The sequence below is a fragment of the Bradyrhizobium sp. 191 genome, assembly GCF_023100985.1.
In the GTDB taxonomy this organism is placed as follows: Bacteria; Pseudomonadota; Alphaproteobacteria; order Rhizobiales; family Xanthobacteraceae; genus Bradyrhizobium; species Bradyrhizobium diversitatis.
The window spans coordinates 5,997,275-6,015,854 of the sequence record NZ_CP064692.1 but is presented as its reverse complement, the minus strand read 5'-3'; the positions used below and the strand labels follow the sequence as shown (position 1 = coordinate 6,015,854).

General features: G+C 64.0%; 20 protein-coding genes and 1 pseudogene. 13 read left to right on the top strand and 8 right to left on the bottom strand.

Annotation, left to right across the window (positions count from 1 at the left end; translation table 11 throughout):
• Positions 1-33 precede the first annotated feature (33 nt).
• The 5 genes from IVB23_RS28070 to IVB23_RS28050 are packed head-to-tail and all read right to left on the bottom strand — an operon-like array spanning position 34 to position 5,222.
• Positions 34-1,677, bottom strand: coding sequence for a thiamine pyrophosphate-dependent enzyme (locus tag IVB23_RS28070; protein WP_247800790.1), 1,644 nt, complete (start codon positions 1,675-1,677; stop codon positions 34-36).
• Positions 1,674-2,351 (bottom strand): 3-oxoacid CoA-transferase subunit B, encoded by a 678-nt coding sequence (locus IVB23_RS28065; protein WP_247800789.1) that lies wholly within the window; start codon positions 2,349-2,351, stop codon positions 1,674-1,676. Before IVB23_RS28065 ends, IVB23_RS28070 begins: the two co-directional genes overlap by 4 nt.
• Complete coding sequence (locus tag IVB23_RS28060; RefSeq protein ID WP_247800788.1) at positions 2,348-3,010, bottom strand: 3-oxoacid CoA-transferase subunit A; 663 nt, start codon at positions 3,008-3,010, stop codon at positions 2,348-2,350. Before IVB23_RS28060 ends, IVB23_RS28065 begins: the two co-directional genes overlap by 4 nt.
• A gap of 20 nt (positions 3,011-3,030) precedes the next feature.
• On the bottom strand, positions 3,031-4,209 hold the full coding sequence (locus IVB23_RS28055) for an acyl-CoA dehydrogenase family protein (RefSeq protein ID WP_247800787.1): 1,179 nt from the start codon (positions 4,207-4,209) through the stop codon (positions 3,031-3,033).
• 17 nt (positions 4,210-4,226) lie between these two features.
• On the bottom strand, positions 4,227-5,222 hold the full coding sequence (locus tag IVB23_RS28050) for a tripartite tricarboxylate transporter substrate binding protein (RefSeq protein ID WP_247800786.1): 996 nt from the start codon (positions 5,220-5,222) through the stop codon (positions 4,227-4,229).
• Between the two features lie 245 nt (positions 5,223-5,467).
• Here IVB23_RS28050 and IVB23_RS28045 point away from each other — a divergent pair, with 245 nt between their 5' ends.
• The 6 genes from IVB23_RS28045 (at position 5,468) to IVB23_RS28020 (ending at position 10,303) form a co-directional block, all read left to right on the top strand.
• The gene (locus IVB23_RS28045; RefSeq protein WP_247800785.1) at positions 5,468-6,136 is read left to right on the top strand and encodes a TetR/AcrR family transcriptional regulator; all 669 of its coding nucleotides are present in this window, start codon (positions 5,468-5,470) and stop codon (positions 6,134-6,136) included.
• 13 nt (positions 6,137-6,149) lie between these two features.
• On the top strand, positions 6,150-7,133 hold the full coding sequence (locus IVB23_RS28040) for an MDR family oxidoreductase (RefSeq protein ID WP_247800784.1): 984 nt from the start codon (positions 6,150-6,152) through the stop codon (positions 7,131-7,133).
• 99 nt (positions 7,134-7,232) lie between these two features.
• Positions 7,233-8,441, top strand: coding sequence for a PLP-dependent aspartate aminotransferase family protein (locus IVB23_RS28035; RefSeq protein WP_247800783.1), 1,209 nt, complete (start codon positions 7,233-7,235; stop codon positions 8,439-8,441).
• A 38-nt stretch (positions 8,442-8,479) separates the two neighbouring features.
• Entirely contained in the window at positions 8,480-8,971 is a 492-nt protein-coding gene (locus tag IVB23_RS28030) for an ester cyclase (protein WP_247800782.1), read from the top strand.
• Between the two features lie 61 nt (positions 8,972-9,032).
• A complete protein-coding gene (locus IVB23_RS28025; RefSeq protein ID WP_247800781.1) occupies positions 9,033-9,662 on the top strand; it encodes an FMN-binding negative transcriptional regulator in 630 nt (209 codons plus the stop codon).
• A gap of 14 nt (positions 9,663-9,676) precedes the next feature.
• On the top strand, positions 9,677-10,303 hold the full coding sequence (locus tag IVB23_RS28020) for a LysE family translocator (protein ID WP_247800780.1): 627 nt from the start codon (positions 9,677-9,679) through the stop codon (positions 10,301-10,303).
• 142 nt (positions 10,304-10,445) lie between these two features.
• Here the strand turns inward: IVB23_RS28020 and IVB23_RS28015 are convergent, their stop codons facing one another.
• The 3 genes and pseudogenes from IVB23_RS28015 to madL form a co-directional block, all read right to left on the bottom strand.
• Positions 10,446-11,141, bottom strand: coding sequence for a GntR family transcriptional regulator (locus IVB23_RS28015; protein ID WP_247800779.1), 696 nt, complete (start codon positions 11,139-11,141; stop codon positions 10,446-10,448).
• Complete coding sequence (gene madM, locus IVB23_RS28010) at positions 11,142-11,906, bottom strand: malonate transporter subunit MadM (RefSeq protein WP_247800778.1); 765 nt, start codon at positions 11,904-11,906, stop codon at positions 11,142-11,144. It lies immediately after the preceding gene.
• Positions 11,903-12,338, bottom strand: a pseudogene (gene madL / locus IVB23_RS28005) (malonate transporter subunit MadL). The gene madM and the pseudogene madL overlap by 4 nt, the downstream one beginning before the upstream one ends.
• 193 nt (positions 12,339-12,531) lie before the next feature.
• Between madL and mdcA the strand changes: the two are divergent.
• From mdcA to IVB23_RS27970, 7 genes are read left to right on the top strand one after another with little or no spacing between them, the layout of a single operon-like run.
• Positions 12,532-14,178: a malonate decarboxylase subunit alpha gene (gene mdcA, locus IVB23_RS28000; protein WP_247800777.1), complete on the top strand. Its 1,647-nt coding sequence runs from the start codon at positions 12,532-12,534 to the stop codon at positions 14,176-14,178.
• Between the two features lie 10 nt (positions 14,179-14,188).
• Positions 14,189-14,506 (top strand): malonate decarboxylase acyl carrier protein, encoded by a 318-nt coding sequence (gene mdcC, locus IVB23_RS27995; protein WP_247800776.1) that lies wholly within the window; start codon positions 14,189-14,191, stop codon positions 14,504-14,506.
• Positions 14,503-15,417: a biotin-independent malonate decarboxylase subunit beta gene (locus tag IVB23_RS27990; RefSeq protein ID WP_247800775.1), complete on the top strand. Its 915-nt coding sequence runs from the start codon at positions 14,503-14,505 to the stop codon at positions 15,415-15,417. Before mdcC ends, IVB23_RS27990 begins: the two co-directional genes overlap by 4 nt.
• Entirely contained in the window at positions 15,404-16,141 is a 738-nt protein-coding gene (mdcE, locus tag IVB23_RS27985) for a biotin-independent malonate decarboxylase subunit gamma (RefSeq protein WP_247800774.1), read from the top strand. The genes IVB23_RS27990 and mdcE overlap by 14 nt, the downstream gene beginning before the upstream one ends.
• Positions 16,134-16,781 carry a malonate decarboxylase holo-[acyl-carrier-protein] synthase gene (gene mdcG, locus IVB23_RS27980; RefSeq protein WP_247800773.1) on the top strand — a complete coding sequence of 216 codons (648 nt, stop codon included), beginning with the start codon at positions 16,134-16,136 and terminating at the stop codon, positions 16,779-16,781. The genes mdcE and mdcG overlap by 8 nt, the downstream gene beginning before the upstream one ends.
• Positions 16,778-17,632, top strand: a complete 855-nt coding sequence (gene mdcB, locus IVB23_RS27975; RefSeq protein WP_247800772.1) for a triphosphoribosyl-dephospho-CoA synthase MdcB — start codon at positions 16,778-16,780, stop codon at positions 17,630-17,632. The genes mdcG and mdcB overlap by 4 nt, the downstream gene beginning before the upstream one ends.
• Entirely contained in the window at positions 17,626-18,543 is a 918-nt protein-coding gene (locus IVB23_RS27970) for an acyltransferase domain-containing protein (protein ID WP_247800771.1), read from the top strand. The genes mdcB and IVB23_RS27970 overlap by 7 nt, the downstream gene beginning before the upstream one ends.
• The last annotated feature ends 37 nt before the right edge of the window (positions 18,544-18,580 follow it).

Here is an 18,580-nt window from a genome sequence, read left to right as displayed (position 1 = left end):
GTTTTCTCCATGGGCCTTAGTCCCGACCTGGTTTCAGCGTAAGGCGGCGAGCGATTTGTCGAGCGTCTGGCGCACGTCCGATCGCACCTCGATGACGACCGGTCCTTTGGTCGTCATCGCCTCCGCGACCGTCCCCGGGGCACGTTCCGCGTCCTCGATGACGAAGCCCGTCGCGCCGAAGGCGCGCGCCAAAGCGGCAAAGTCGGGATTCGAAAGATCGGTGCCGTACGGACGATCGGGAAAGGCCCGCTCCTGGTGCGACCGGATGGTCCCGTAGGACCGGTTATTGGATACGACGATCGTGAGGTTCGCGCCTCTGGCAACGGCCGTCGCAAGCTCATTGCCCGTCATCAGGAAGCCGCCGTCTCCGCAGAAGGCGACCACTTGCCGCCCCGGAAAGCGAAGGCTGGCAGCGAGCCCGGACGGGACCCCACTGCCCATCGCCCCGCAAGCCGAGCCGAGCAGCCGCGCGGTCGGCTCGAGGCTGAAGATGCGATGGACCCATCCGGCGAAATTGCCGGAGTCCGTCGTGACGATGCCATCGGCCCTGAAGTGCGCGGCGATGGCCGCCACCGCGTGACCGAAGACGTCCGCCGATGGTACGCCAATTTGAGGCCAACCATGCGTGGCTGTCCGTGCCGCGGCAGCCTCGTGAAGCCACTCGGTGCGGCCCCGCGCCGTCGCGGGCGCGGCGAGCATGGCCGATACGAACGCGTGCGATCCGGATACGACGGCTACGTCGGTCCGGACGCGTTTTCCGATCGCGTCGGGATCCGGATAGACGTGGACCAGCGGCTGGCGCGGCTCGGCCTGTCTCGGAAATGCGAAGCCAAGCGAGGACAGATCGCCCAGACGTGTTCCGACGGCAACGACGAGGTCGGCGCGTTCGAGCAGTTTCACATGAGGCTGAGACGTGAAGAACCCGAACTGACCGGCCCACAGCGGGTGAGAGTTCGGGAATTGGTCCTGCATCTTGTTCATGGTGACGACCGGCACGTTCCGTTTCTCGGAAAACGCGACCAGATCTTTGCGGAACGATGCCGTCCGGCATTCGCCGCCGACCAGCAGGATCGGCCGCTCCGCCGCCGTCAATGCCGCCCTCGCCTGTTCGATCGCCGCAGCGCCCGGCTCCGGACGCACAGCTCCGTTGGCTGTGGCCGCAAATCCCTCGGCGGTGTCCTCAAGGAGATCTTCCGGCAGTTCGATGGCGACGGGACCGGGCGTTCCCGCATGGGCCACCGCGAACGCACGGGCCATCATCTCTGAAACGAGATCCGCCGAGTTCAGTCGCACCGACCACTTCAGCACGCCATCGAAAGATCGGCCACAGTCGATCTCCTGCACCGCGTCCCTTGCGAGGTTCGGACGATCGACCTGACCGACTAGCATTACCAGCGGTATCGCCTCCTGCGCGGCCACGTGCAGTCCGAGCGCTGCGTTGAAGGCGCCCGGACCACGGCTCGTCATCACGACGCCCGCGCGGCCGGTGAGCTTGGCGTCGGCTACAGCCGCGAGGCTCGCGCTTCCTTCGTGGCGGCAGGTCACCAGGTCGAAATCGTTTCGATCGCGCAGTGCGTCCAGCAGGGCCAGGAAGCTTTCTCCCGGTACGCCGAAGGCCCTGTCCACCCCGTGCGCGACGAGACACTCCGCGACGAGCTCGGCGACGCGATAGATCATGCGACGCTCCCATCCTGCCTGATGGTCAGGATCTCGCCGGCGAGGCGCAGCGGCGCCTCCGTCCAATCGCGCAGCGCCTCGATCGTGAAGCCGTCGAGCAGTGCTCGGACCGCCAGACCATCCTCGGTCACGTCGATGATGCAGAGGTTGGTGAAGATGCGGGTTACCACTCTGCGCGCCGTGAGCGGATATCCACATCGCTCCACGATGCGGGAGCGGCCATCCTTCGTGGTATGGTCCATCATCACCCAGATCGACTTGGCGCCGACCGCCAGATCGATGGCTCCGCCGATCCCGGGGGGAGACCCGTTGTCGCCGGTCGTCCAGTTGGCGAGGTCGCCGTCCTTGGAGACCTGAAAGGCTCCGAGCACGGCGACGTCGAGATGACCGCCTCGCATCATCGCGAACGAGAGGCTGGAATCGAAGTAAGAACCGCCGGTCCGCAAGGAAATCGGCATCTTTCCGGCGTTGATGAGGTCCCAGTCCTCCTCGCCGGCTGCGGGCTTTGGGCCCACGTTGAGGATGCCGTTTTCGCTGTGAAGGATCACGCCCGAACCGGCCGGCAAGTAATCGGCCACGTGCGTCGGAGCACCGATGCCGAGATTCACAAATCCTTCCTCGGGAAGATGCAAAGCGACCATGCGCGCCAGCGCATCGCGTGAAAGCGGTATCATCGGGAGCTCCTTGCGAAAACGCGATCGACGAAGATGCATGGAGTGACGATGGCTTCCGGATCCAAATCGCCGACGTTGACCACGCAGTCGACTTCCACAGCGACCGTCCGGCCGGCGGTCGCCATGACCGCGCAGTGGTTGCGCGCCGTCTTGTTGTAGGTGACGTTGCCGAGCGTATCGGCGAGATGACCTTTGACGAAAGCGAAATCTGCCCGAAGCGGTAGCTCAAGAATGAATTCGCGGCCGTCGACGACGATCTTCTCCTTGCCGTCCGCGAACACCGTTCCAACGCCCACGGGAGAAAGGAAGCCGCCGAGACCGGCGCCGCCCGCCCGGATGCGCTCCACCAGCGTGCCCTGCGGAACGAGTTCGAGCTCGACCGTGCCGGCACGATATTGTTCGGCGAACTGCTTAGCGCTGCGCGGATAGGAGCAGACGATCTTGCGAACGATCCTGGCTTCGAACCACAGCGACAGATCGTCCTCCGTGGAGCCGGCGTTGTTCGATATCAGCGTCAGGTCGCGGACGCCTCGGTCGAGCACCGCCTTGACCACTCCGAGCGGAAGACCCGCTCCGCCGAACCCGCCCATCATGACGGTGTCGCCGTCCTTGATGCCTTCCACGGCCGCCGCCGCGTCTTCAACCACTACGTTGCGCATCGTTTCGTCCGCCGTGTTTGCTACGGGATTGATTTGGGATAGGTCGCGGACAGGCCGCGGCCGACCCGGTCGAGCAGCATCTCGCTAGTACCGTCGGCGTAGGCCGCCATCCGGACCTCGGCGAAATGCATGTTCAGGCGGTGGGCCGCGCCGGCGCCCGTCGCGCCCAAGATCCGGACGCACTGATCGATGCCCCAAAGCGCGGTGTCGACAGCGAACTTCTTGGCTTGCGCAGCCAGCGCGATCGGGTTTTCCCCGGCCTGTATCTGCTCGGCGGCGCGGAAGACGAGCGCATTGGCGGCCTCGAGCCGGACCGAGACCTCCGCCAGCTCCCAGCGCAGGCCTTGATGTCCGGTCAGCGGCTTTCCAAAGGCCTGCCGGCGTTCGCAGTAGTCCACCGCCTCGCACAGCGCCGCATGCAGCGTCGCGACGCACATGGCGGCCACGTGAACGCGGGCCGCGTTAACCGATGCCATAGACGCCTTGAGCGCGGCGCCCTGCGCTGCGATCAAACACCAATCGGGAATGAAGTGAGCGTTGAAGGCCACTTCGGCCAGACGGAAGGAACGCGCTCCGGGGACGACGATCTCGGTCCGCTTCACCGTCTCGGCCTGGCCGAAAGGCACGTAAAAGCTGGCGATGTCACCCGCCCCCGCAGCGTCTCCGACGCGGGCCAGGACGATGAGACCACCCACCAGCAGGCCGTCGGTCATCCACGCCTTGGTGCCGGTCAGAGCCCAGCCGCCGTCGATTGGAACGGCCGTCGTGGCCAGGGCGGAAACATCGCTGCCTCCTGCCGGCTCGGTCATGGCGGTGGTCAGAAGCAGCTCGCCGCGCAGCGCGGGCTGCAGCAGACGCTCGATCTGGATCGACGTACCGGTCTGTGATAGGCGCGTCGCTCCGCCTTGATGATGGTTCAGGCAGAACGCGGCCGCAAACCCGTGGTGCGCCATTTCCTGCGCGACGCGGACTTTGCACAGGTACGACGCTTCCAGGCCACCGTGAGCACGCTTGGTCTGAAGTCCCAGCATGCCGAGAGCGGCCCACTCGGCGATCCATTTTTCGGGAAACGCCTCGCCCGCCATGTGCGCTGCGAAGACACTCTCCGAAAAGGGGCCGGCGCAGAATGCCCGCACCTTCGCGACATGCTCGCGCTCTTCCGCAGAAAGTTGAGCGTCGTACTGATGATAGAAGTCCATCGAATATCCTCGGCGAGCTACTTCTGAAGCGGCGCTCCGATGTCCTTGGCCCACTGATTCCAGTAGGCCTCTTCTTTTCCGACGTCGGCCGTGAAGGTCTCGACCGTCGAACCGGCTATCGGAGTTGCGCCGATCGTCTCCAACTGCTTCAGGAACTCCGGATCGCTCGAAGCCTTGTCGAGGGCGGCGCCAATCTTGGCGACGACTTCGGCCGGAAGGCCCGGCGGACCCGCGATCCCGAACCATGGGGAGATATCGATAGGCTTGCCGCCCGCCTGTTCGATTGTCGGCAGATCCGGGAAGGCCGGTGACCGCTCGGCCGACGTCACCGCGAGCGCCTTGAGGGTGCCGGCCTTGACCTGCTGGCCGATCGTGGCTTCGGTGAAGAAGCCCACCTGCAGGATGCCCGACATGCAATCGACGATCGGTTGATTGCCGCCCGAATAATTGATGAACGTCATCTTCGTATCATAGGCCATGTCGAACAGCGTGCCGCCGACATGGGACGTCGCCCCGAACGTACCGCCGAAGTTCACCTCTCCCGGGTGTGCCTTCAGATAGGCGACGAGTTCCGGAACGCTGGCCACGGGGAATTTCGGGTTCACGACGAGCAGATTCCGCTGCTTCGCGACCTTGCGAATGTAGGTGAAGCCATTCTGCTGATCGTAGCGCACGGACGCATAGAGTGCCCTGGCGCGAGTATTCGAGGACTCCACCGCGACGAGAAGCGTGTACCCGTCGGGCTTCGCGCGGGAGACGTTTGACGCCGCGATCATTCCGCCGGCACCACCATTGTTCTCGACGATGACGGTCTGATTCAACTCCTTCGAGAGCAGACGGCCGATGACGCGCCCAATGATGTCAGTCGGGCCTCCCGCCGGGAAGCCGACGACCAGCTTGATCGTGGTCGAGGGATAGGCATCGGCCGCATCGACCGGCTCAGCAATGGGGCCAAGGAAAAGAACGGCCGCACCGGCGGCAATCGAAGCGACTTTTCGGAAAGATCGAAACATGCAGCACCTCTCTCGAAGAATGGCCGACCTTCGATCTAAGGACACTTTGTGTCAAGTACGAAACTAACGTGACGTGACGCCGAGCCGCACAATGACTCGGCAAAACTGCGGAAAAAAGCTTCAACATGCAAAGTTTATCGGCAACATGGCGGAAAATGGCGTCCCGGCACACGCCGTCGCTTCGTTTCCACGCTTGCCAAGATTCGGCATTTGTGTTCTAGACGATCGGTCTACTGAGGACACAAATGGCCAGATCTCCAGATGATCGCCGCCACCCGGGCGAAACGGTCCGGCACGACGTCGGGTACGCACCGACGCGCGACGTTCTGATCCGTTGCGGAATGGAAGTGATGACTCAGCAGGGATTTGCCGCCACGGGCCTGGACGCACTGCTGCGCCGCGCCACTGTGCCGAAGGGCTCGTTTTACCATTACTTCGATAGCAAGGCGGAGTATGGCCGCGAAATCATGAAGGCCTACGATTCCTTCTTCCGGCACAAGCTGGACCGCGCCCTGAATGACGAAAGGCTTGCGCCGTTGGCACGCACGCGAGCCTTCGTCGAAGCCGCCAAGGCCGGTATGGCGAAGTACAGCTACACGCGCGGCTGCCTAGTCGGAAACCTCAGCCAAGAGGTCGAAGCGCTGCCCGAGGACTACAGGTCCGCGTTGGACGAGATCGTCAAGGGATGGCAGCGGAAGGTGGCGCATTGCCTGGAACGCGCATACGAGGCCGGCGAGATCGGCAGCGCAGACTGCGATGCCTTGGCTGAGTTTTTCTGGATCGGCTGGGAGGGAGCGGTGATGCGGGCGCGCCTCGTCAAGAATGGCCTCCCGCTCGATACCTTCATCGCCGGCTTCGTCGCCGGCCTGCCGCGTCCGGACGAGCCGAAGGCCAGGTCCAGAAGAACATCGTGAAGAGGAGTTCGAGTTGTTCAAAGCCGTGTTGATCGAGAAGGACGAGCGGGGATATCGCGCCGACGTCGCCGAATTGCCGGACAGCCGCCTCCCCGACGGTAACGTGACCGTCGATGTCGAGTTCAGCACGCTGAACTACAAGGACGGCCTCGCGATAACCGGCAAGGGCCCGATCGTGAGATCCTTCCCGCTGGTGCCCGGGATCGACTTCGCTGGCGTGGTCTCGTCCAGCTCCGACCCGACCTTCGCGCCGGGGGACCGGGTAGTTCTCAACGGCTGGGGTGTCGGCGAACAACATTGGGGCGGCCTGGCGCAGCGAGCAAAGGTCAAGGCCGATTGGTTGATCAAGCTGCCGCCTTCGATGCCTTCCCGCCGCGCGATGATCATCGGTACCGCTGGGTATACCGCGATGCTGTCGGTCGTAGCTCTCGAGAAGTATGGCATCCGTCCCGGCGCGGGCGACGTGCTGGTGACCGGTGCCGGCGGAGGCGTCGGCAGCATCGCGATCATGCTTCTCCACAAGCTCGGTTTCCGCGTCGTGGCTTCGACCGGCCGACCGGACGAGAAGCCCTATCTCAAGAGCCTGGGCGCTGCCGAGATCATCGACCGGTCACAATTGTCGCAGCCCGGCAAGCCGCTGCAGAAGGAACGATGGATCGCCGCGATCGACTCGGTAGGCAGCCATACGCTCGCCAATGTGTGCGCCGGAATCAAAGCGGACGGAGCGGTTGCCGCGTGCGGCATGGCGCAAGGATTGGATTTTCCCGCAAGCGTCGCCCCCTTCATCCTGCGAGGAGTGGCGCTGTTCGGCATCAACAGCGTGACCCGCCCGAAGGCAGAACGCGTCGAAGCCTGGGATCGTCTCGCTTCCTTGCTAACCGAAGCCGATCTGGAGAAGACGGCGGTCGAGATCGGTCTGAACGACGTCGTCGCCGCGGCTGGCGGCCTGATGAGTGGCCAAGTGCGCGGGCGCAAGGTCGTCAACGTCAATAGATGACATCGACCGAAAAGTAGAGCGATGCGACCGTGGCGGTCGCGCCTCGAAGCAAACCCGCAGGCAATGACCGCTCGCGCAAAGATGGGAGATCTCCAAACGATGTCCGCTTCGGAACGAATTGCAACGGATGGACCTGGGTTCGGATTCTCGACGCGAGCGATCCACCATGGGTATGACCCTGCCCATCACTCTCGCGCGGTATCCCATCCCATTCATATGACGTCGACCTTCGCCTTCGACAGCGTCGCCGAATTGGATGCGGTGGCCGCATTGGGGGGCAAACTGTATGGGCGGGAGTTCAATCCGACGACCGCATTGCTGGAAACCCGCTTGGCAAACTTGGAGGGTGCCGAAGACGCCGTCGTACTGGCCTCGGGAATGGCCGCGTTCGGCGCCTTGGTTCTTTCGCTCCTATCCCAAGATGACGAACTCATCGTCCATCGGACCTTGTATTCGAATACGACGACCATGACGGAACAGGGCTTGCCTCGCTTCGGCATAAAGACCATCCCTGTCGATCTCAGTGACCCCGCCAATCTGGATGCTGTTCTCACATCTCGCAGTAGAGCCGTCTACTTTGAGACGCCGGTCAATCCCACAGGGGACGTCCTCGACATCGAAGCCATTGCGAACCGTGCTCGGCGAGCCGGCCTCTTGGTCATCGTCGACGGCACGTTCGCGTCTCCCGCGCTGCAGAGGCCTCTCCAATGGGCGGACATCGTGCTCCACTCCCTTACCAAGTATATCAGCGGGCATGGAGACGTTCTCGGAGGGGCTCTCCTGGGACGGACCGAGCTGATCGAAAAAATACGTGATCGCGGCTTGCGCTACATCACCGGTGCCGTCATGTCGCCGATGGCCTCTTCCCTGATTTTGCGCGGGATCAAGACGCTTCCTCTCCGGATGGAACGCCACGGCTCCAACGCACTTGCGATCGCGCGCATGCTCGACGCCCACTCGGCGGTAGAGTGGGTGAATTATCCATTTCTGCCGTCCCATCCGCGGCATGCTCTCGCAAAGAGACAAATGTCAGCGGGATCTGGAATGCTGTCCTTTGGTCTTCGCGGTGGTTTTGATGCTGCCCGCTGTTTTCTCGACCATCTCAAGCTCATTACGCTTGCCGTCAGTCTCGGAGACGCTGAAACGCTCATCATGCATCCCGCGAGCTTGGTTCATGCCCGGCGCGCTGTTCGTCCCGAAGCACGCCTTCAAAGGGGCGTCGGAGATGACTTGATTCGCCTGTCGGTTGGTTTGGAAGACGAGGCAGATTTGCTCGGCGACCTCGGGCAGTCCCTAAACCGTCTTTAGTTCACCCGCAACGAGTGTTCGTCAAGGAGAGGCCAAACATGATTGCCCCGCCGCCAGGACTCGAGCCCGCCATGGACTTTGCTCGGGTTGCTCTGAGCCCGCAGAAAGAAGTCGTTCGAAAGTTCTACAAGGACATGTGGGACAATGCGGACGTCGCTCTAATCCCCGAAATATTTCAGCCGGGCTTCACCTTCCGGGGCTCCCTCGGTCCTGTCCTCGTCGGTTTCGATCAGTTCGCGGACTACGTCAGATGGGTGACAGACTCCCTGGAAAACTACACATCTGACATCCTCGATCTCCTCGAGGAGGGCAACGCGGTCTCGGGAAAGCTGCGCTTCCACGGCATCCATCGGAAGCCGATGTTCGGCCATGCGCCCACCGGACGCCACGTGTGGTGGTACGGTGCGCCGATCTTCACGTTTCGAGGCGACAAGGTGAGCGATCTGTGGGTCTTGGGCGACATCCACGGACTGATCGGTCGTCTCGCGCCGGATGCGACTAGCAAACCGGAATTCACAACGGACAAGTAGCCCTGCTCCATGAGCGCTCGCGCCGAGCGGACCACCTTTGACCCATTAACGGAGACAAGCCATGTATACGCCTCCCGCATTCAAGGACGAAGACGTCGAGAGTATCCGCGCGACCATCCGCGACGCCCGCCTGGCCAATCTGGTGACGGCGACTGCCGAGGGCCCGCTTGCGACGCCGCTTCCATTGTTTCTCGACGAAAGCGAGGGCGAGCGCGGCGTGATCTACGGGCATCTGGCGAAGGCCAATCCGCAGTGGCAGGTTTCTCCGATCGGAAACGCGGTCACGATCTTCATGGGTCCAGAGGCCTATGTAACGCCTTCCTGGTACGCGACCAAGCAGGAGACCGGCAAGGTCGTGCCGACCTGGAACTACGTCGCCGTGCACGCGTACGGGCCCGTCGAGTTCTTCCAGGATCCAGAGCGCCTGCTCGACGTTGTGACGCGCCTGACGCGGAAGCACGAAGCAGCGCGTGCGAAGCCATGGGCCGTCTCCGACGCTCCCGCGGATTTCATTGCCGCCCAGTTGCGCGGCATCGTCGGGATCCGCATCCCGGTGGTGCGCTTCGAAGGCAAGCGCAAGATGAGCCAGAATCGTCCAATGGCCGATCGCGTCGGCGTCGCGGCGGGCCTAGCCGCCAGCGAGCATCCTGCGGACCGCGCCGCGGCCCCTCTAATTCCCGTGCGTGTCTAGCTTTCAGAGATACGATGTTCGAGCTTCAGACGTTCGCGCTGTTCTTGGCCGCAGCTACGGTCGTGGCGGTCACGCCGGGGCCGGGCATTTTCTACATCGTCGCCCGCACGCTGGCCGGCGGCCGGACGGAGGGATTAGCATCCAGCGTCGGGTTGGGTCTCGGTGGTTTCGTACACGTGCTCGCCGGCGCGATCGGCATCTCGGCCCTGGTGATGGCGAGCGCGGAAGCGTTCACTGCGCTGAAGATCGCCGGCGCCTTCTATCTCATCTGGCTCGGCATCAAGACGTGGAGGGAAGCGCGGGTCCCCGCGCCGACCGAAGTCCAGACGACCGGCGCTGGCCGTGCGCTGCGCGAAGGCATCGTCGTGGAGGCACTGAATCCAAAGACGGCCGCGTTCTTCCTTGCCTTTATTCCGCAGTTCGTCGACACGAGCGTGAACGTGGCTCTGCAGTTCGTTGTGCTCGGCACGATTTCCGTCGCCTTGAACACTTGCGTAGACCTGATCGTGACCCGTTGGGCGGCCAAAGCGAGGGATGGACTCGCCGGGCGACCCACGTTCATCGCGCGGACGAGACAGACCTCTGGAGCCGTGATGTGCGGACTCGGAGCCGCGCTTCTTATCGCGCGTCGCGCAAGCTAGGCTAACGCTTTGTCGCGGTGTCGATCTGACAGTCGTCATCCCATCAGAACAAGAAGAACATCAGGTGCCCGACCCAATCAACCATGGGCCAATGTGGGTAAACTACAGCCAGTGCGCAAGTAGGCTTATCCTGCTGTCACACTCAAGCTTGTCCGCCGGCGCGGTCGTCGATGTAGCGCCGAAGCGCCGCGGCGGCGTTCAACATGTGCGCGCGCATTCTGCGCGAGGCCGTATCGCCATCCCCCTCCGCGATGGCTTGCATAATGGCGTCATGCTCGTCGCGGGACTTGCGGATGCGATCGCCCTGCCGCAATTGCGTGCGGCGGAAGGCGCTGAGACGCGCACGGACCTCCTGCGCCTGCTCGGCCATGAACGCGTTGTGCGTTGCGCTGTAGATGCCTTCGTGGAACAGCCGGTTGAACGCGTCGTACGCATCGACGTCGTTGGCGTCGACCATTGCCAGCGAGCTGTCGTGGAGCTCGATGAGATCGCTGCGCTCCAGCGGCGTCATGCGATAGGTTGCGAGCCTGACACACATCGCCTCCACCTCTGCGCTGGTCTCGAACATGTCCATGATGCGTTCGGGTGTCATCCGTGCCACGACCAGCCCGCGACGGCCCCGCACCTCGACGAGCCCGCTGACGACGAGCTGCCGGAGCGCTTCCCGCACCGGCGTGCGGGAAGCCCCAAAGCGATCGGCAAGCTGCTGCTCTTCCAGCGCAGAACCCGCAACCAGCGCACCGGAAGCAATCTCGTCCGTGAGCGCATTGCGGATGCGATCGGAGAGAAGGCGGCCATCGTCTTCTGCCTCAGTCGCAACTTTGAACAGACCTGCCATTCAGCTCCCTATGATTGCACGCACCGTGAAGTAGAGAATGGACGGTGCGACGAGGCATCCCAACCCGGTATGAAACGTCGCGGTCAATGCGCCGTAAGGCACCAGACGCCGATCGGTTGCCGCAAGCCCTCCTGACACGCCGCTGACCGTCCCCATCAAGCCGCCAAACACCATTGCGCTGCGCGGATTGTTGAGGCCGATCATCTTCGCGACAAAGGGCGTACCGATCATCACGATCACCGCCTTGAATACACCGGTCGCGATCGAGAGCGCAATAACCGGCGATGACGCGCCAATCGCTGCTCCCGTGACCGGACCAACGATGTAGGTGACCGCGCCGGCGCCGATCGTCGTCAGCGATTCGGCATCAGTGTAGCCAAACGCTGCGGCGACGAGAACGCCCAGAATGAACGGAACGACCGTCCCCAATCCGAGCGCGACCGCACCGATCAGTCCGGCCTTGCGCGCATGGACGACGTCGACCTCGAAGGCGGTGGCGACGATGGCAAAATCCCGCAGCATCGCGCCTCCCATCAGTCCGATCCCAGTCAGGGCCGGCAGGTCGGCGAGGCCCTTTTCACCACCGGTGGCGACACCTCCGAAAAACGCGAGCAAGAGCCCCAGCATGATCGCGATGGCCGAGGCGTGGATGCGCCCGAAGGTGAGATATTTCGAGATCGCTCCGGAGATCCACATCAGGATGCCCACGGCGGCGAACGCAGTGATCAGCGAACTGGCGGCGAGAACGTGAGATATCATGGTCATCCGATCCTCCCGGACTTGAAGTGGGGCACATTCGCCTCGATCGCCTCTCGCGCCTCGATCTCGTCCATAGTCTCGACACGGCCGCTGAGTCTACCGATCAAAGCCACCTGGGCGAAACACACCGTGACCGAGCCGATCCCCGCAATGACGACGATCGGACCGCCTTTTGCCGCAGCGACGACGTTCTGCTGCGCGGCCATGGCGACCACGATGGGAATGTAGAAGCTGCCCCAGAACTCGACGCCAATCTTGAGCCCGTGGCTGAGTAAACCGTACCGCACCAGCCAGAGCCGGGCCGCGATCAAGAACATCATCGCAATGCCGACGCCGCCGACATTGGCCTTCACACCGAGGACGACGCCGAGCAGGTCCCCGAGCAGGCCCCCCCAACAACGTGCAGATCGCGAGCAGCGCTACGCCGGAAATGGTCACGGGCGCCTCCCCGCTGCGAGCGGGGCGCGGGCCCCGGAACCAGGACATGTTGTATGCACTAGCATCTTAAAATTCCTCCGGTGTATGCGACTATCTATCGTTCTTGCGACTTAGTATACACTAATTGACATTATAACACAATACGCATACATTAAGCCTCAACGAAGCTCACCTCGCATGCCAAGGAGCCGACATGAGCAATTGGGGTATGCAAAAGGCCGCCCTGGGAGAGCGCCTGGCGGCCGGCCGACAGCACGCGAAGGGAAAGGTCGTCCCGATCCCGAGCCTGCCCGCGTTTTTGAAGGCGGTGATACGGTCAGAGGACCGCGTGTGCCTGGAGGGCGACAATCAAAAACAGGCCGACATCCTCGCCTCGGCGCTGGCCAACCTCGATCCCAAGGATGTGCATGATCTGCACATGGTGCAGTCCGGCGTGGTCCTGCCCTCCCACCTCGACATCTTCGAGAAGGGCATCGCGCGGCGGCTCGACTTCTCCTATTCAGGCCCGCAAGCGGCGCGCATTGCGCGGATGCTATTCGGCCGCAAGATCGAACTCGGGGCCGTGCACACTTATCTCGAGCTGTTCGCCCGCTATTTCATAGACCTCACGCCGAACGTCGCGCTGATCGCGGCAGTGTGCGCCGACAAGGACGGCAATCTTTATACGGGGCCGAACACCGAGGACACGCCGACGGTGGTCGAGGCAACGAGCTACAAGAATGGTCTCGTGGTCGCGCAGGTCACCGAGATCGTGGACAAGGTGCCGCGCGTCGACATCCCCGGCGATCTCGTGCATTTCGTGGTCGAGGCCGGCCGCCCCTTCTACGTCGAGCCGCTGTTCACCCGCGATCCCGCCGCCATCACCGAGACCCAGATCCTGACGGCGATGCTCGCCATCAAAGGCATCTACGCGCCTTACGGCGTGCGCCGGCTCAATCACGGTATCGGCTTCAACACCGCCGCGATCGAGCTGTTGCTGCCGACCTATGGCGAGAAGCTCGGCCTCAAGGGCAAGGTCTGCACGCACTTCGCGCTCAATCCGCATCCGACCCTGATTCCGGCGATCGAATCCGGCTGGGTTGACCAGATCCACTGCTTTGGATCGGAAGTCGGCATGGAGGATTACGTCGCGGCGCGCTCGGATATCTTCTTCACGGGACCCGACGGCTCGCTGCGATCCAACCGCGCCTTCTGCCAGACGGCGGGCCTCTATGCCTGCGACATGTTCATCGGATCGACCCTGCAGATCGATCTCGAAGGCCACAGTTCGACGGTGACGACCAGCCGCATCGCCGGATTCGGCGGCGCGCCCAACATGGGATCCGACCCACGCGGCCGCCGCCACCCGAGCGAACCCTGGCTCAAGGCCGGCGCAGAAGCCGACCCCGATTCCAACGCAGCGCTCCGCCGCGGCCGCAAGCTGGTGGTGCAGATCGGAGAGACCTTTGGAGAACGCAATGCCCCGCTGTTCGTCGAGCGGCTCGATGCGCTCGATCTGGCGCGCGAGCTCAAGCTCGATCTGGCGCCGGTGATGGTCTACTCCGACGACGTGACCCACATTGTCACCGAGGAAGGCATCGCCAACCTCCTGATGTGCCGCAGCAAAGACGAGCGCGAGCAGGCGATCCGCGGCGTTGCCGGATACACCGACATCGGCCGCGCGCGCGACGCGAAGCTGGTCGAGCAGCTCAGGCAACGCGGCGTGGTCCGCCGTCCCGAGGATCTCGGCATCGACCCGCTCGACGCCGACAGGCGCCTTCTGGCAGCCCGCTCGATCAAGGACCTCATGCTGGCCTCCGGCGGTCTCTACCGTCCACCCAGCCGCTTCCGCAACTGGTGAGGAGTTTCGCATGGAAAAGCTCAGCTTCCGACTGACCGCTGCCACATCCGCCGGCGGCACCCGCACACAGGCAATCGTCGGCGTCGTCGCTTCCGGCAATCTCGAGGTGCTGTTGGAACGGACCTCGCCGGCCGACACGTGCACGATCGACATCGCAACCGCCGCCCACGGCTTCGGCGCGGTGTGGGATGCCGTGGTCCGCGACTTCGTCGCCCGACGATCTGCCGGGGGCCTGCGCATTTCCGTCAATGACGGCGGCGCCCGGCCCGACACGGTCGCGCTGCGCCTCGCCCAAGGCATCCGCAAGATCGAGGAACCGGAACGATGACAGCGGTCACTGCCAATGATGTCTCGCTGAGCTGGTACGAGTCGAGCGCGCGGCAGCGCATCGACGCGCTGGTCGATACCGGCAGTTTCTCCGAGTTCATCGGCCCGGAGTTGCGCGAGATCAGCCCGCATCTATCGATCTTCGACCTGCCGGAGCAGTTCGACGATGGCATCGTCATCGGGCGCGGCCGGCTGGATGGCGCGCCGGTGCTCGTTGCCGCGCAGGAAGGACGCTTCATGGGTGGCGCTTTCGGTGAAGTGCACGGTGCGAAACTCACCGGATTGCTGCGCGCGGCTCGCACGCTGAACCAAAACGTGCTGATCCTGTTCGACACCGGCGGCGTGCGGCTCCAGGAGGCCAATGCCGGCGAGCTCGCGATCGCGGAGATCATGCGCGCAGTGGTCGAGGCTCGGCGGACCGGCATCCAAATCGTCGGCCTGATCGGCGGGCGCGCCGGCTGCTATGGCGGCGGCAGCCTGATCGCCGGCACATGCTCGCGCCTGATCGTGTCCGAGCAGGGGCGGATCAGCGTCAGCGGCCCCGAGGTGATCGAGACCAACAAGGGTATCGAGGAATTCGACTCGCGCGACCGCGCGCTGGTCTGGCGCACGATGGGCGGCAAGCACCGCTACCTCATCGGCGGCGCCGATACGTTCGTCGATGACGCCGCGCTGGCGTTTCGCCACGCGGCGATCGATGCGCTCAAGATCACCGGACGATGCGACGCAGCAATTCTTGAGAACGAGCAGACGCGCCTCGAGCGGCGACTGCAGCGCTTTGGCACGGCCGGGGACGCCGTCGAGATCTGGCAGACGCTCGGCGTCGACCAGCCGACCGAGATCCCCGGACTTCCGACCGAGACGTTCCTTCGTGCGGCCAACAACAGGGAAAATGCCGATGACGCTCGATGACATCCTGGCGGGCCTGTTCCCGAACGGCGGCAAGATCGACGTAGCCGACGCGATGATCACGGGACAGGCGATCCTGCCTGACGGAGGTGCGATCCACGTCCTCGGCATCACCCAGGGACAGGCGCTCGGCGTGGACGAAGCAATCATCCTCGCAAGGCGCGTGATCGAGATCGTCAAATCGAAGGATCGGGCGCCGATCTTGTTCCTGGTGGATTCCGCCAGCCAGCGCATGAGTAAGCGCGACGAGCTGCTCGGCCTCAGTGAATATTTGTCTCATCTCGTCAAGGCCCTGCTGCTGGCGGAAGCCGAGGGACACCGCACCGTCGGCCTGCTCTATGGCGGCAGCGCCGCCGGCGCGTTCATTGCGACGGCGTTGGCCACAGGCACGCTGGTGGCACTGCCCGGCGCGCATCCCGCGGTGATGGACCTGCCCTCGATGGCGCGCGTCACCAAGCTGCCGATCGAAATTTTGAAGGCGAAAGCGGAAGCCACACCGGTGTTCGCGCCGGGCCTTGACAACATGGTGCAGACCGGCGGCATCCACGCGGTCTGGGACGAAAATGCGCCTTTGGCGCCGCAGCTTGCGGCCCTGCTGCAACGACCGCACGGACAGGACGATCGCGGCCGGCTCGGTGCCGAACGCGGCGGCCGGCGGAAAGCGGCCGAACTTGCCGAGCGCGTTGCCGTCGCAACCATTTCACATCAAGGAGCGCGACATGGGTGAAGCGCTCGCGCGCCACAGCATGGTCAAGGTCTCGGCAGCCGGATGGACCGCCGTGATGAACCGTCATCCCGAACTCGCCAGCGAGCCGATCGTCGCGGGCTGGGCACACGCTGGCCGTCCTCTCGTCATTCGGCGGCCGGCTTGCAGCGATACCGCTGGCCTCATTCCGCTCGGACTGCCGCTGCCGCCGAGCCACGGCAAACGGCGCATCGCCGTCTCGCTCGCCGCTGCTCATATCGTCGCGTCCGCGCCGCCTCCCTTGCTGGCCGATGTCGCAACCGCAGCGCCTGCGGCCTGGGGCAAGACGATTGACCTGCTCCTCCAGCTTCTGCCGGAGACCCGGACCTTCGGCAGCCTGGCGTGGCAGCATCTCACCGGCCTTCCCTATCTCTCGGAGGGTTCGGACCTCGATCTGCTCTGGCCGTTATCGTCGGCCGAGCAGGCGGAAGCCTTGCCGTCCGAGATCGCGCAGATCGCGAAGCTGGCGCCGATGCGGCTCGACGGCGAGATCGTCGGACCGGCAGGCGGGGTTCAATGGCGCGAACTGATCGGTGCTGACGCGGACGAAATCCTGGTGAAAGGCCCAACCGGGGTCACCAGCACGACGCGAGCCGCCTTTTTCGCGGGATACGTGTCATGAATGTTGCGCTGAGATGGCAGTCGCTGCCGGAGCGCGCGCCTGATCCGGAGCAGTTCGGCCATCTCGCGTCGCTTTGCCTGAAGCTCGAAGTCGAGACCTATCCAAAGCCGGGACTCGTTAGCCACGTCGATAACGGCGCGCATAGCGACATGGACGCCGGGCTATTGTGCCGCAGCGCCGACACCCTGGCGCCGTTCTTCAGCGATTTGGCAGCCGCAGGCGCCGACGGCGCCGGCATGAACCGGTTGCGCGCGATCGGAGTTGCGGCAGAGCGCGCGATGTTGGCTGCGACCTGCGGTGTGAACACGCATCGGGGCGCGATCTTCGGACTGGGTCTGCTTTGCGCCGCGGCCGGATACCGGAACGCCGTGGGCATTCGCAAATCCCTCGGCAGGCTGGTTTCGGAGCGTTGGGGCGAAGACATCCTGTCCGGCCCGGTATCGCTACGCAGCCACGGCGCCGTGGCCGCGCGGCGCTACGGCGCCGCCGGCGCCAGGGGGGAGGCCGCCGACGGTTTTCCATCGGTCTACGACATCGCCCTGCCCGCGCTGCATGCAGCGCGCGAGCTTGCGCCTCATGACGAGGAAGCTGTTCGCGTTCAGACTTGCATGAGCTTGATCACTAGCGTCACCGACACCAACCTCCTGCATCGAGGCGGGGCCGAGGGACTGGGGTTCGCGCAAGCTAGCGCGTCAGCCTTCCTTGCCGCCGGCGGGGTTGGATCGGCGGAATGGCGCAGGCGTGCTGCCGACATTCACCAAGCGTTCGTGACACGCAATCTCAGTCCCGGCGGCTCCGCAGACCTACTGGCGATGACACTATTCGTCGATCGGATAGATCCGGGATGTTAGCACTGCTCTGCGGCGGACAAGGTACGCTCTCGGACAAGAGTTTTGATCTTGTCGCGGACCAGCCCGCCGCGGAGTCAATTTTCGCCGCAGCGACGGCTTGTCTCGGTGAGGATCCGCGGGAATACGTTCGGACGCGCAACCCCGAGCAACTGTCCGAGAATCATGCCAGCCAGATCCTGACCGTCACATCGGCTCTCGCGACCCACGCCTGCATCTCTGACCTGTTGACCGAAGAGACCGCTGTCACCGGGTATAGCGTCGGCGAGATGGCGGCCTGGAGCATCGCAGGAATCTGGACTGCCGATGAAGCGTTGCGGCTCACCAATGTTCGTGCCCGGCTGATGGAAAGCGCAGCCGGGCCCGATGGCCGCCTGGGTTACATCCGCGGGCTCGACCGCGCTACGATCGAACCTCTGCTTGCAAAGCACCGCTGCGAGATCGCGATCAGGAATCCCGACCTTCTTTTCGTGATCGGAGGCGTGGAGCGGGATGTCATCGCGTTCTGCGACGACGCCGCCAGGAAAGGCGCGCGCACGGGCCTTCTCGCCGTCAAAATCGCGTCGCATACGACAAGGCTCGCGCGGGCCTGCAAACCTCTGCAACAGGCACTCGATGCCAGCAGGGACGCGGCCGTCGCAGCCCAGCGCGTCTTACTTGCCGGCGGTGACGGCGAACGCATCTTCTCGGTCGCCGGCGCCACGGAGAAACTGGCGAACCAGATCGCCCACCCCATTGATTGGGCGGCAACCCTGAACGCGCTTACAGAGCTGGGCATCACCGAGGTGCTGGACCTCGGGCCGGGACATGCGCTGACCGAGATGATGCGAGCATCTCAGCCGGACATGCGCTGCTACGCCGCAGACGGCTTTCGCACGCTCGAGGGCCTGCGTAACTGGGTTGCTTCCGAATAGGAGGAGAACCGGACGCGGGCCACGCTTGATCCCGCAG